11 protein-coding genes are annotated in these 12,651 nt (G+C 61.7%); 8 read left to right on the forward strand and 3 right to left on the reverse strand.

Going from position 1 to position 12,651, the window contains the following annotated elements; all coding sequences use genetic code 11:
• Nucleotides 1-211: 211 nt before the first annotated feature.
• Entirely contained in the window at nucleotides 212-1,654 is a 1,443-nt protein-coding gene (gene gabD / locus RHM60_RS17455) for an NADP-dependent succinate-semialdehyde dehydrogenase (protein WP_322212325.1), read from the forward strand.
• A gap of 183 nt (nucleotides 1,655-1,837) precedes the next feature.
• On the forward strand, nucleotides 1,838-3,115 hold the full coding sequence (gabT, locus tag RHM60_RS17460; protein ID WP_322212326.1) for a 4-aminobutyrate--2-oxoglutarate transaminase: 1,278 nt from the start codon (nucleotides 1,838-1,840) through the stop codon (nucleotides 3,113-3,115).
• Between the two features lie 137 nt (nucleotides 3,116-3,252).
• On the opposite strand, the gene RHM60_RS17465 is transcribed toward gabT, so the two are convergent.
• Both RHM60_RS17465 and desA read right to left on the reverse strand, forming a co-directional pair.
• Entirely contained in the window at nucleotides 3,253-4,254 is a 1,002-nt protein-coding gene (locus RHM60_RS17465; RefSeq protein WP_322212328.1) for a sensor domain-containing diguanylate cyclase, read from the reverse strand.
• A 188-nt stretch (nucleotides 4,255-4,442) separates the two neighbouring features.
• Nucleotides 4,443-5,627 (reverse strand): delta-9 fatty acid desaturase DesA, encoded by a 1,185-nt coding sequence (desA, locus tag RHM60_RS17470; RefSeq protein ID WP_322212329.1) that lies wholly within the window; start codon nucleotides 5,625-5,627, stop codon nucleotides 4,443-4,445.
• A gap of 166 nt (nucleotides 5,628-5,793) precedes the next feature.
• Between desA and dibA the strand changes: the two genes are divergently transcribed.
• The 6 genes from dibA (at nucleotide 5,794) to RHM60_RS17500 (ending at nucleotide 11,991) form a co-directional block, all read left to right on the forward strand.
• Nucleotides 5,794-7,707 carry a phosphodiesterase DibA gene (gene dibA, locus RHM60_RS17475; protein WP_322212330.1) on the forward strand — a complete coding sequence of 638 codons (1,914 nt, stop codon included), beginning with the start codon at nucleotides 5,794-5,796 and terminating at the stop codon, nucleotides 7,705-7,707.
• A 247-nt stretch (nucleotides 7,708-7,954) separates the two neighbouring features.
• Complete coding sequence (oscA, locus tag RHM60_RS17480; RefSeq protein WP_003170956.1) at nucleotides 7,955-8,137, forward strand: sulfur starvation response protein OscA; 183 nt, start codon at nucleotides 7,955-7,957, stop codon at nucleotides 8,135-8,137.
• Between the two features lie 69 nt (nucleotides 8,138-8,206).
• Nucleotides 8,207-9,217: a sulfate ABC transporter substrate-binding protein gene (locus RHM60_RS17485; protein WP_209987171.1), complete on the forward strand. Its 1,011-nt coding sequence runs from the start codon at nucleotides 8,207-8,209 to the stop codon at nucleotides 9,215-9,217.
• Between the two features lie 85 nt (nucleotides 9,218-9,302).
• On the forward strand, nucleotides 9,303-10,121 hold the full coding sequence (cysT, locus tag RHM60_RS17490) for a sulfate ABC transporter permease subunit CysT (RefSeq protein ID WP_159953615.1): 819 nt from the start codon (nucleotides 9,303-9,305) through the stop codon (nucleotides 10,119-10,121).
• Between the two features lie 13 nt (nucleotides 10,122-10,134).
• Nucleotides 10,135-11,007 carry a sulfate ABC transporter permease subunit CysW gene (gene cysW / locus RHM60_RS17495; RefSeq protein ID WP_209987174.1) on the forward strand — a complete coding sequence of 291 codons (873 nt, stop codon included), beginning with the start codon at nucleotides 10,135-10,137 and terminating at the stop codon, nucleotides 11,005-11,007.
• Nucleotides 11,008-11,010: 3 nt separating this feature from the next.
• Nucleotides 11,011-11,991 (forward strand): sulfate/molybdate ABC transporter ATP-binding protein, encoded by a 981-nt coding sequence (locus RHM60_RS17500; RefSeq protein WP_209987177.1) that lies wholly within the window; start codon nucleotides 11,011-11,013, stop codon nucleotides 11,989-11,991.
• 125 nt (nucleotides 11,992-12,116) lie between these two features.
• On the opposite strand, the gene RHM60_RS17505 is transcribed toward RHM60_RS17500, so the two are convergent.
• Complete coding sequence (locus RHM60_RS17505; RefSeq protein WP_231422652.1) at nucleotides 12,117-12,644, reverse strand: DUF962 domain-containing protein; 528 nt, start codon at nucleotides 12,642-12,644, stop codon at nucleotides 12,117-12,119.
• Between the last annotated feature and the right edge of the window lie 7 nt (nucleotides 12,645-12,651).

Raw genomic sequence — 12,651 nt, forward strand, 5'->3', positions numbered from 1 at the left:
GGGCGCTTTTCGTTCTTTTTTTCGAACAGACTATTGCCCTGCACCCCCATTGCTCCTAGGATTCGTTTGAGATTTCAAACGCTCTGTCTCCCGTGCGCCGTTTCACTCACGTTGCGCGCTGGGGCTGATTTCCCTGACGGCAGCCCACAAGGCGCCTTTCTACAACTCTAATTCGCTCCGCGTGCGCGCGGTGCTGTTAAGGAAAGCCGACATGCAGCTCAAAGATACCCAGTTGTTCCGCCAGCAAGCCTTTATCGATGGGGCTTGGGTGGATGCGGACAACGGTCAAACCATCAAGGTCAATAACCCGGCCACGGGCGAGGTTCTCGGCACCGTGCCAAAGATGGGCGCCGCGGAAACCCGCCGTGCCATCGAGGCCGCCGACAAGGCGCTGCCGGCCTGGCGTGCGCTTACCGCCAAGGAGCGCGCGAACAAGCTGCGCCGCTGGTTCGAGCTGCTGATCGAAAACCAGGACGACCTCGCTCGCCTGATGACCTTGGAGCAGGGCAAGCCGCTGGCCGAGGCCAAGGGCGAGATCGTCTATGCCGCGTCCTTTATCGAGTGGTTTGCCGAAGAGGCCAAGCGCATCTATGGCGATGTGATTCCCGGCCACCAGCCCGACAAGCGCCTGATCGTGATCAAGCAGCCTATCGGCGTGACCGCTGCCATTACCCCGTGGAACTTCCCGGCCGCGATGATCACCCGTAAAGCCGGCCCGGCCCTGGCCGCCGGTTGCACCATGGTGATCAAGCCGGCGTCGCAAACGCCGTTCTCGGCCCTGGCTCTGGTTGAGCTGGCGCACCGTGCCGGTATCCCGAACGGTGTGCTGAGTGTGGTCACCGGCAGCGCCGGCGACATCGGCGGTGAGCTGACCAGCAACCCGATCGTGCGTAAATTGTCGTTCACCGGCTCCACCGAAATCGGTCGCCAGCTGATGGCCGAATGCGCCAAGGACATCAAGAAAGTGTCCCTGGAGCTGGGCGGCAACGCGCCGTTTATCGTGTTCGATGACGCTGACCTGGATAAGGCCGTCGAAGGCGCGATCATCTCCAAGTACCGCAACAATGGGCAGACCTGTGTCTGTGCCAACCGCCTGTACATTCAGGATTCGGTGTACGACGCGTTCGCCGAAAAACTTAAAGTGGCCGTGGCCAAATTGAAGATCGGCAACGGCCTGGAAGACGGCACCACCACCGGCCCGCTGATCGACGAAAAAGCCGTGGCCAAGGTCAAGGAGCACATCGCTGATGCCCTGAGCAAAGGCGCGAAGCTGTTGGCCGGTGGCAAGGCGATGGAAGGCAATTTCTTCGAGCCAACCATTCTGGTCGATGTGCCGAGGAATGCCGCCGTGGCGAAGGAAGAAACCTTCGGCCCGCTGGCGCCGCTGTTCCGCTTCAAAGACGAAGCCGAAGTGATCGCGATGTCCAACGACACCGAGTTCGGCCTGGCGTCCTACTTCTATGCCCGCGACCTGGGCCGTGTGTTCCGCGTGGCTGAAGCGCTGGAATACGGCATGGTCGGCGTCAACACCGGGTTGATCTCCAACGAAGTGGCGCCGTTCGGCGGCATCAAGGCGTCGGGCCTGGGCCGTGAAGGCTCCAAGTACGGGATCGAGGATTACCTGGAAATCAAATACCTCTGCCTGGGCATCTAAGCCCCGGTTTGGCATTGCAGTAACGCAAGGGGCACGAGAGCGCTGACCCTTTGCGTGTTTCACACCGTTATTCGCAGTGGCCGGGAACGCTGTGGCAGTCGATCATCGCATGCTGCCGCAGTGGCTTCCCCGCCACGTATTTCCTTGCACAGCGCCACCCGATGAGTGGCGAATGAGGACTTTATGAGCAAGACCAACGCTTCCCTGATGAAACGCCGCGAAGCCGCTGTACCGCGCGGTGTTGGCCAGATTCACCCGATCTTCGCCGAGTCCGCGAAGAATGCCACCGTGACCGACGTTGAAGGTCGCGAGTTCATCGACTTCGCCGGCGGTATCGCCGTGCTGAACACTGGCCACGTGCACCCGAAAATCATCGCCGCCGTGACCGAGCAACTGAACAAGCTGACGCACACCTGCTTCCAGGTATTGGCGTACGAGCCGTACGTGGAGCTGTGTGAAAAAATCAACGCCAAGGTGCCGGGGGATTTCGCCAAGAAAACCCTGTTGGTCACCACCGGTTCCGAAGCCGTTGAGAACGCCGTGAAGATCGCCCGCGCCGCCACCGGCCGTGCCGGCGTGATCGCCTTCACCGGCGCTTACCACGGCCGCACCATGATGACCCTGGGCCTCACCGGCAAAGTCGTGCCGTACTCGGCCGGTATGGGCCTGATGCCCGGCGGCGTGTTCCGTGCGTTGTTCCCGAACGAGCTGCACGGCGTGAGCGACGACGATGCCATCGCCAGCATCGAGCGCATCTTCAAGAACGATGCCGAGCCGCGTGATATCGCCGCCATCATCATCGAGCCGGTGCAGGGCGAGGGCGGTTTCTATGTTGCGCCCAAGTCCTTCATGAAGCGCCTGCGCGAACTGTGCGACAAGCACGGCATCATGCTGATCGCCGACGAAGTGCAAACCGGCGCTGGCCGTACCGGCACCTTCTTCGCCATGGAACAGATGGGCGTTGCCGCCGACCTGACCACCTTCGCCAAGTCCATCGCCGGCGGTTTCCCGCTGGCCGGTGTGTGCGGCAAGGCTGACTACATGGACGCCATCGCTCCGGGCGGCCTGGGCGGCACCTACGCCGGCAGTCCGATTGCCTGCGCGGCTGCGCTGGCGGTAATGGAGGTGTTCGAGGAAGAGCACCTGCTGGACCGTTGCAAAGCGGTGGGTGAGCGTTTGGTGACCGGCCTCAAGGCGATTCAGGCCAAGTACCCGGTGATCGGTGAAGTGCGCGCCCTGGGCGCGATGATCGCGCTGGAACTGTTCGAAGACGGCGACAGCCACAAGCCGAACGCTGCAGCGGTCGCCGCCGTGGTGGCCAAGGCGCGGGACAAGGGCTTGATCCTGCTGTCCTGCGGCACCTACGGCAACGTGTTGCGCGTGCTGGTACCGCTGACCTCGCCGGACGAGCAACTGGACAAGGGCCTGGCGATCATCGAAGAGTGTTTCTCCGAGCTCTAAGCATCTGATTACACAGATGAACCCTTGTGGGAGGGGGCTTGCTCCCGATAGCGGTCTATCAGCCAACAAATAGAGGGCTGACACACCGCTATCGGGAGCAGGCCCCCTCCCACATTTATTTTGTGCCCGGCATCACATCAGTCGGCGATCACGCGGTTTTTGCCCAGGCGTTTGGCCTCGTACATGGCGGCGTCGGCGCGGGCGAACAGGCTGTCGAGGGTCGAGTCGCTGTCGCGCAGGCTCGCCAGGCCCTGGCTGACTGTCACGTTGAAGGCGCGGCCGTCATAACTGAAGCTCAGCGCCTGGATCTCTCTGCCCAGGCGCTGCGCCACCTGCAGCGCCATCTCCGGTGCGCAACCGGGCAGCACGGCGGCGAACTCTTCGCCTCCAATGCGTCCGAACAGGTCGCCACGGCGCAATACCCCTCGGCCGCTTTCGGCGATACGCCGCAGCACCTGATCGCCCTCCAGGTGGCCGTACGTGTCGTTGATGTCCTTGAAGTCATCGATGTCCAGCAACAGGAACGCCAGCGGCGCGCCCTGGGCACAAGCGACGTCGAAGGCCTGGTTGGCGCATTCGAAAAAGTGCCGGCGGTTGCTGCTCTGGGTCAGTACGTCGGTAGTGGCCAGGCGGTGCAACTCCAGCTCCAACTGCTTCTTTTCGGTGATGTCCTCGGCGATGCCCACCACGATCAGCGGTTTATCGGGATCGGCCTGCTGATTGATGTAGCACTTGTCGCAGAGCCATCGAATTTGCCCGTCGGCGGTGATGATGCGGTATTCACGGTCTTCCACGGCGCCAGTGGTCAGCACGCGGGCCAGACTCTGTTCGGCGTAGTCGAGGTCTTCGGGGTGAATGCTGTTGCGCCATTCACGGTGGTCGGCGAGCAGCAGGCTTGCCGCTCGTCCAAAAACCCGCTCGTAGGCCGGACTCACATAGAGCACGCGACGTGTTTCCCAGTCGACAGCCCACAGCACCGCATTCACGCTCACCAGCAGTGAGCTCAGCAACTTCTCGCGCTCACTCAGACGCTCGACTTCACCCTGGGCATGCATCAGCGCAAGCAGGGTGGCAGCCGCCGCCGGGCGGGGCGGTTCAGCGGTTGGAAGGTCAGGCGAAAGGGGCTTTTCGTGAACCATCGGCACAACTCTCTCTGGGCGCGCCGCAAGGTGGAACAGCGGTCACAACAAGGGGCCACCATGATGGCGAAGTGTTCTTTGAGAGAGGGTAAATGCGTCGAAGTTCCATGAACGGCACGGATTGTCGGTGCCCGGAAAATGACGTCAGAAACAGGATAAGTGGGAGGGCGGACCCTCCCACGGTACCGTCAGACCGCCGCAGGACGCAGCGAGTAGGTCTTCAATTGGTGGGCAAAATCGCGCAGCGACTGGATACCGCTGGCCTCGGCCTCGTGCACCCATTCCTTGATCGCCGCCAGCATGTCATGACCGTTCGAGCTGGTCTTGAGCCAGATCTGTTGCAGCGCCAGACGCTTCTCGTAGATCACTTTCAGGGCCTGGCTGTGTTCCAGCAGGCTCTGGATGCGCAGGTGATGGCGATCGTCCAGCAGGCTGGTTTCACGGGACAGCAGGCGCTTGGCGCGATGGAATTGGTGGCGCACCGAATGGTCGACCCTGGCCAGCTCCTGCTTGACCAGCGGGCCGATCACCAGCTTGCGGTACTGGGCCATGATCTGGAAGCGGTTGTTGAGGATCGCCATGGCGGTGTCCATGTCCAGATGGCCCTTGCCTTCGACGCGATGGGCAATCGGCGCAACCCGCTGCACCTTGGCCAGACGCAGGAAGCTGAACACCTTGATCCAGGCCCAGCCCATGTCGAACTCCCACTTTTTCACCGACAGCTTGGCGGAGTTGGGGTAGGTGTGATGGTTGTTATGCAGCTCTTCGCCGCCAACGATGATGCCCCATGGCACCAGGTTGGTGGCGGCGTCGCGGCATTCGAAGTTGCGATAGCCCACGGCGTGCCCCAGACCGTTGATGACGCCGGCGGCCCAGAACGGAATCCACATCATCTGGATCGCCCAGATGGTGATGCCGATGGTGCCGAACAGCAGCAGGTCGATCACGCCCATGATCGCCACGCCCAGCAGCGGGTAGGGCGTGTAGAGCTTGCGTTCGATCCAGTCGTCCGGGCAGTTCTTGCCGTAGATGCGCAGGGTTTCCGGGTTTTCCGCTTCTGCGCGGTACAGCTCGGCGCCCTTGCGCATGACGGTGGACAGGCCCTTGATCACCGGGCTGTGCGGGTCATCGACGGTTTCGCACTTGGCGTGGTGCTTGCGGTGGATAGCGGTCCACTCGCGGGTGTTCTGCGCCGTGGTCAGCCACAGCCAGAGACGGAAGAAGTGTTTCAGACCGGCATTGAGCTCCAGGGAGCGATGGGCTGAATAGCGATGCAGATAAACCGTGACCCCGACAATGGTCACGTGGGTCATCAACAGGGTGACTGCCACCAGTTGCCAGGCTGACAGATCGAGAAAACCGTTGTACCACATAGGCTGTATGGCCCTCAGATAAAGAAAAGAACAGCTCACGCATTATCACTAAGCCTACACAGAAAACCAGACACCCTTTCAGATAGGAGTGACTGGATGTTTCTTATTCTATAATCCGTAACCTTTGTAGGGCGATGCTGTTTTTTGGGTAAGGATTACTGGGCATATGCTGTTTTCGTACCGAGGTGCCCTGCTGACGGGGCTGGTCTACCTGTTGGTTTCCATCGCGTGGCTGCTGCTCAGCCCCCTTTTATTGATCAACTTTCTCGATGAACCACCGGCATTGCAGTACGGTTTTCAGGTGAGCGGCTCTATATGGGTGGCGCTGAGCGCGCTGCTGATCTGCCTGATCTGCGCCCGCGCTGCCCGTACCAACCGTCTGCTGCGCCCCTTGAAGGAAAACCGCGAGCGTCTGCGCCAGGCTGCCGCTGTGTTCGATTGCACCCGCGAAGGCGTGTTGGTCACCGATAGCGCGGGCCAGATCGTGCATGTCAATCGCGCGTTTATCACCATCACCGGCTACCGCCGTGAAGAGGTGCTGGGGCGGCAACCGAGCCTGTTCAAGTCCGGGCGCCATTCGTCGAATTTTTACCGGCAGATGTTCGAGACCCTCGAACTAGAGGGTGAATGGAGCGGCGAAATCTGGAACCGGCGCAAAAGCGGCGAGATTTATCCGCAGTGGCAAACCATCCGGGTCATCCATGACGACGACGGCCATGTCAGCCATTACGTCGCGGTGTTTTCCGATATCAGTGCCATCAAGGACTCCGAGCAAGAACTGGCGCACCTGGCCCATCACGACCCGCTGACCGACCTGCCAAACCGCCTGCTGTTCAGCGACCGCGCCGAACAGGCGCTGGCGTCGGCGCAGGTGCACAAACGTGGCTGTGCGTTACTGCTGCTGGACCTGGACCACTTCAAGATCATCAACGACAGCCTTGGCCACAACGTCGGTGACCAGTTGCTCAAGCGCGTGGGCGAGCGCCTGGCGGGCCTGTTCGGCCCCGGCGTGACCCTGGCGCGTCTGGGCGGGGATGAGTTCGCCGTGCTGGCGGAAAACTGTCCACAGGTGACCCAGGCGGCAGCCCTGGCGCACCGCATGCTCGCGGCGATGAAGGATCCGTTCGTGTTCGATGGCAACCAGCTGTTTATCAGCGCCAGCATTGGCATCAGCCTGTTTCCCGGCGATGCCCTGAGCGCCGAACAACTGCTGCGCAACGCCGATTCGGCGCTGTTCAAGGCCAAGAGCGCGGGCCGCGAAGGCTTCGCGCTGTACACCGAAGAGCTCACCGCCCACGCGCAAAGCCGGGTGGAAATCGCCGGCGAGTTGCGGCGCGCCCTCGACCGCGACGAACTGCGCGTCTACTACCAGCCGGTGCACAACCTGCAGGACGGCCGCCTGATCGGTGTCGAAGCGCTGGTGCGCTGGCAGCACCCCGAGCGCGGCCTGGTAGCGCCCGGCGAATTCATCCCCATCGCCGAGCGCACCGGGCTGATTGCCGATATCGACGGGTGGGTGATGCTCCAGGCCTGTCGGCAGATGTGCCGATGGCTGGCCGAGGGCAGGCCGCTGGGGTTCATGGCGGTCAACGTCTCCAGCCGGCTGTTCGCCCGGCGCGAGCTGTACGACCACGTGGCGCGGGTGCTGCACGACACCGGCCTGAACCCGGCTTTCCTGGAGTTGGAGGTCACCGAAAGCGCGGTGATGGACGACCCGGACATGGCCCTGGAACAGCTGCACCGCCTGCGCGAACTGGGCCTGCGCCTGGCCATCGATGACTTCGGCACCGGATATTCTTCCCTGCTGCGCCTCAAGCGCCTGCCGGTGCACAAACTCAAGATCGACCAGGGTTTCGTCGCCGGGTTGCCGGAGGATGACGATGACGTTGCCATCGTACGCGTGGTGATCGCCCTGGCCAAAAGCATGGGCATGCAGGTGCACGCCGAAGGCATCGAGCGGGTGGAGCAGGCGCGGTTCCTGCTGGCGCAGGCGTGCGATATGGGCCAGGGATACTGGTTTGGCAAGCCCAAGCCGGCCACAGACATTGAATGGTCAAACTCCCTCGCGATTCGAACTTGAAACCCAGTCGACTGTGGGAGGGGGCTTGCTCCCGATTGCGGTTTACCAGTTGGCACATTGATCAGTTGATCCGCCGCCATCGGGAGCAAGCCCCCTCCCACAATTGCATCTTCGTTCGAATTGAATTTTTAGTTATATAAACATTCTTAAATAGTATTTTTAAGAATATCCGCGCTTATCTACTATCGCTCCCACGCCGCAAGCAGTTCCGCCACTGCCAGGCACTATTCATTTCAGGAGCGAGACCATGAGCGCATCTCTTCGTAGCGTCGACGGCCAGGACGAAGCAGCCATTTTGCGTGAGATCCAGAGCGCGCTGCGCGACCTGCGGTTCGGCGCGGTGGAAATCACTGTGCACAACGCACAGGTGGTACAGATCGAACGTAAAGAGAAATTCCGTTTGCAGAACCCGGGTAACAAACCGAGCTAGGCAGCCACGGCGATTCGCAACACCCGCAACCATAAGAAAAAGCCAACACCCAGAATTCTAGGAGCTTCCATGTCGTCGATTCGCCGTTATGCCCTGGCCGCGCTGGCCAGTGCCGTGTTTGCCGGTTCCGCCGTTGCCAAGGACTACGAGTTGCTCAACGTCTCGTACGACCCCACCCGTGAGCTGTACCAGGACTACAACGCGGAGTTCACCAACTTCTGGAAGCAGTCCCACCCCGGCGACACCGTCAAGATCCAGCAATCCCACGGTGGTTCGGGCAAGCAGGGCCGTGCTGTGATCGACGGCCTGCGTGCCGACGTGGTGACCCTGGCCCTGGCCGGCGACATCGACGAAATCGCAAAATTGGGCAAAACCCTGCCGGAAAACTGGCAGACCCGCCTGCCGGACGCGAGCACGCCGTACACCTCGACCATCGTGTTCCTGGTGCGCAAGGGCAATCCCAAGGGCATCAAGGACTGGGGCGACCTGATCAAGAAAGACGTGTCGGTGATCACGCCGAACCCGAAAACCTCCGGCGGTGCGCGCTGGAACTTCCTCGCCGCCTGGGCCTATGGCCTCAAGGCCGGTGGCAGCGAAGCCAAGGCCCAGGAATACGTGAAGGAACTGTTCAAACACGTGCCGATCCTCGACACCGGGGCGCGCGGCTCGACCATCACCTTCGTCAACAACGGTCAGGGTGACGTGTTGCTGGCCTGGGAAAACGAAGCGTTCCTGGCACTGAAAGAAGACGGCGGCGCCGACAAGTTCGACATCGTCGTGCCGTCCCTGTCGATCCTCGCCGAACCACCGGTGGCCGTGGTCGACAAGAACGCCGAGAAAAAGGGCAACACCGAGATCGCCACCGAATACCTCAAGCACCTGTACAGCCCGGCTGGTCAGGAGATTGCGGCGAAGAACTTCTACCGCCCACGCGATGAAAAAGTCGCCGCCCAATACGCCCAGCAGTTCCCCAAACTGGACCTGGTGACTATCGACAAAGACTTCGGCGGCTGGAAAACTGCCCAACCGAAATTCTTCAACGACGGTGGCGTGTTCGACCAGATCTACACGGCGCAATAAACATACCGGCCTCCCTGTGGAATGCGGCCCGCTCCCACAAAAACTCATTCCTGCAGTGGTATCTACCCTTTAACCAAGGACTCTCATGTCGCGTCGTATCTCCCCCGTCATACCCGGCTTCGGGCTGACGCTGGGCTACACCGTGGTGTACCTCAGCCTGATTGTGCTCATCCCCCTGGCGGCGATGTTCGTCCACGCCGCTCAACTCACCTGGGATCAGTTCTGGGCCATCATCTCCGCTCCGCGCGTGCTGGCGGCGTTGAAACTGAGCTTCAGCACCGCGCTCTACGCCGCGCTGATCAACGGTGTGATCGGCACGCTGCTGGCTTGGGTGCTGGTGCGTTACACCTTCCCCGGTCGCAAGATCATCGATGCGATGATCGACTTGCCGTTCGCCCTGCCCACCGCCGTGGCCGGTATCGCGCTCACCGCGCTGTACACGCCGACCGGCCTGGTCGGGCAGTTCGCTGCCGACCTGGGCTTCAAGATCGCCTACACGCCCCTGGGCATCACCCTGGCGCTGACCTTCGTCACCCTGCCCTTCGTGGTGCGCACGGTGCAGCCGGTACTCGCCGACATCCCCCGGGAGATCGAAGAAGCCGCCGCCTGCCTGGGCGCCAAGCCGCTGCAGGTGTTCCGCTACATCCTCGTGCCCGCGCTGCTGCCGGCCTGGCTCACCGGCTTTGCGCTGGCGTTTGCCCGAGGCGTGGGTGAGTACGGTTCGGTGATCTTCATCGCCGGCAACATGCCGATGAAGACCGAAATCCTGCCGCTGCTGATCATGGTCAAGCTCGACCAGTACGACTACCGCGGTGCCACCTCCATCGGTGTGCTGATGCTGGTGGTTTCCTTTGTGTTGCTGCTGCTGATCAACTTGCTGCAGCGGCGCATCGAACGTCCATAAGGAGGCGCGGAACATGTCCCAATCGTCTATTTCCGCCGCGTCCTCGGCCAATGCGGCCCGGCGTGGCAGCGCGGTGTCGCGGCGTATCCTGATCGGCCTTGGCTGGCTGGTGTTTGCGCTGTTTTTGCTGCTGCCGCTGTTTATCGTGGTGTCCCAGGGCCTGAAGAACGGCCTCGGCGCGTTTTTCGCGGCCATCCTCGAACCCGACGCGCTGTCGGCGCTGAAACTCACGGTGATCGCCGTGGCGATTTCGGTGCCGCTCAACGTGGTGTTCGGCGTCAGCGCGGCCTGGTGCGTGAGCAAGTACTCGTTCCGTGGCAAGAGCATCCTGGTGACGCTGATCGACTTGCCGTTCTCGGTATCGCCGGTGATCGCGGGCCTCGTCTACGTGCTGATGTTCGGCGCCCAGGGCTTCTTCGGGCCGTGGTTGCAGGAGCACGATATTCAGATCGTGTTCGCGTTGCCCGGCATCGTGCTGGCGACCATTTTTGTCACGGTGCCGTTCGTGGCCCGTGAGCTGATCCCGCTGATGCAGGAGCAGGGCACCCAGGAAGAGGAGGCCGCGCGCCTGCTCGGCGCCAATGGCTGGCAGATGTTCTGGCACGTGACCGTGCCGAACATCAAATGGGGCCTGATCTACGGCGTGGTGCTGTGTACTGCGCGGGCCATGGGCGAATTCGGCGCGGTGTCGGTGGTGTCCGGGCACATTCGCGGCGTCACCAACACCCTGCCGCTGCACGTCGAGATTCTCTACAACGAATACAACCACGTTGCCGCGTTTGCGGTGGCCAGCCTGTTGCTGATCCTGGCGCTCTTCATCCTGCTGCTCAAGCAGTGGAGCGAGAACCGTATCAACCGCCTGCGCAACAGCGCCGGTGAGGAATAAGTCATGTCGATCGAAGTCCGTAATGTCAGCAAGAACTTCAACGCTTTCAAGGCTCTGAACAGCATCAATCTGGACATCCAGAGTGGCGAGCTGGTGGCGTTGCTGGGCCCGTCCGGCTGCGGCAAGACCACCTTGCTGCGCATCATTGCCGGGCTGGAAACCCCGGATGACGGCAGCATCGTGTTCCATGGCGAAGACGTCTCCGGCCACGATGTGCGCGATCGCAACGTCGGCTTTGTGTTCCAGCACTACGCGCTGTTCCGCCACATGACCGTGTTCGACAACGTCGCCTTCGGCCTGCGCATGAAACCGAAAAACCAGCGCCCGAATGAAAGCCAGATCGCCGCCAAGGTTCACGAGCTGCTCAACATGGTGCAGCTCGATTGGCTGTCGGATCGCTACCCGGAACAACTCTCCGGCGGCCAGCGCCAGCGCATCGCCCTGGCGCGCGCGTTGGCGGTCGAGCCCAAGGTGCTGCTGCTGGATGAGCCGTTCGGCGCCCTCGACGCCAAGGTGCGTAAAGAGCTGCGCCGCTGGCTGGCGCGCCTGCACGAAGACATCAACCTGACCTCGGTGTTCGTGACCCACGACCAGGAAGAGGCGATGGAAGTCGCCGACCGCATCGTGGTGATGAACAAGGGCGTGATCGAGCAGATCGGCTCACCGGGTGAAGTCTACGAAAATCCGGCCAGCGATTTTGTGTATCACTTCCTTGGTGACTCCAACCGCCTGCACCTGGGCGAAGACCAGCACGTGCTGTTCCGCCCGCATGAGGTGTCGCTGTCACGCCATGAGCTGGAGGATCACCACGCGGCCGAGGTGCGCGATATTCGCCCGCTGGGCGCGACTACGCGGGTGACGTTGAAGGTCGAAGGCCAGAGCGAGCTGATCGAAGCCGAAGTGGTGAAAGACCACGACAGCCTCACCGGCCTGGCGCGCGGGGAGACGTTATTCTTCAAACCCAAGGTCTGGCAAAAAGCCTGACAACCCCGCCATACCCAATGTGAAAATCGGGCCGATGTGGGAGGGGGCTTGCTCCCGATAGCGGTGTATCAGCCACCTGTTCAGCAGCTGACCCACTGCCATCGGGAGCAAGCCCCCTCCCACATTCAGATTTCACTCGGTTTTAGATCACGGCGTGCCATTGGCCCGGAGCGCGCTTCGATCTGCTGTTTCAGCTCGCGTCGCAACCCCAGCAAAAACGCCGCCTCCGCCACCACGAACAACGGCCCCACAATCAGCCCCGACACATCATCCACAAACGCGGGCTTGCGGCCTTCGTAGTAGTGCCCGACAAACTGAATCACCCAGCCCACCACGAACAGACCGATGCCGCTGCTCAGCCACACCAGCGTGCTCTGCGCGGCCAGCGCGTGCCCGGCCCACACCGACAAGCCCATCAGCACCGTCATCAGCACGCCCAGGGCCAGTTCCAGGCGCAGGTAAAACCACGCCGAAAACAACGCCACGATCACCGCGGGTGAAATCCACAGACCGCCGACTGTCCATTCGGGGCGCGACAGCAGTACGGCCACCGCCACCACAATCAACGGAATACCGATGAAGTGGCTGGCGATATTGCGTGGGTCCCGGTGATAGGCGGCGTATTGGCTGAGGTGGTCGACGAGGCTTTTCATTGTTGTT

Origin of the sequence: Pseudomonas sp. MH9.3, from assembly GCF_034354675.1 — a bacterium.
Classification (GTDB): Bacteria; Pseudomonadota; Gammaproteobacteria; order Pseudomonadales; family Pseudomonadaceae; genus Aquipseudomonas.

What these genes read in the sequence shown, in the direction of transcription:
- oscA (WP_003170956.1), top strand. Translation starts at nt 7,955, where the DNA reads ATGAGCGCATCTCTTCGTAGCGTCGACGGCCAGGACGAAGCAGCCATT.
- dibA (WP_322212330.1), top strand. Translation starts at nt 5,794, where the DNA reads ATGCTGTTTTCGTACCGAGGTGCCCTGCTGACGGGGCTGGTCTACCTG.
- cysT (WP_159953615.1), top strand. Translation starts at nt 9,303, where the DNA reads ATGTCGCGTCGTATCTCCCCCGTCATACCCGGCTTCGGGCTGACGCTG.
- RHM60_RS17485 (WP_209987171.1), top strand. Translation starts at nt 8,207, where the DNA reads ATGTCGTCGATTCGCCGTTATGCCCTGGCCGCGCTGGCCAGTGCCGTG.
- RHM60_RS17500 (WP_209987177.1), top strand. Translation starts at nt 11,011, where the DNA reads ATGTCGATCGAAGTCCGTAATGTCAGCAAGAACTTCAACGCTTTCAAG.
- RHM60_RS17465 (WP_322212328.1), bottom strand. Translation starts at nt 4,254, where the DNA reads ATGGTTCACGAAAAGCCCCTTTCGCCTGACCTTCCAACCGCTGAACCG.
- desA (WP_322212329.1), bottom strand. Translation starts at nt 5,627, where the DNA reads ATGTGGTACAACGGTTTTCTCGATCTGTCAGCCTGGCAACTGGTGGCA.
- gabT (WP_322212326.1), top strand. Translation starts at nt 1,838, where the DNA reads ATGAGCAAGACCAACGCTTCCCTGATGAAACGCCGCGAAGCCGCTGTA.
- RHM60_RS17505 (WP_231422652.1), bottom strand. Translation starts at nt 12,644, where the DNA reads ATGAAAAGCCTCGTCGACCACCTCAGCCAATACGCCGCCTATCACCGG.
- cysW (WP_209987174.1), top strand. Translation starts at nt 10,135, where the DNA reads ATGTCCCAATCGTCTATTTCCGCCGCGTCCTCGGCCAATGCGGCCCGG.
- gabD (WP_322212325.1), top strand. Translation starts at nt 212, where the DNA reads ATGCAGCTCAAAGATACCCAGTTGTTCCGCCAGCAAGCCTTTATCGAT.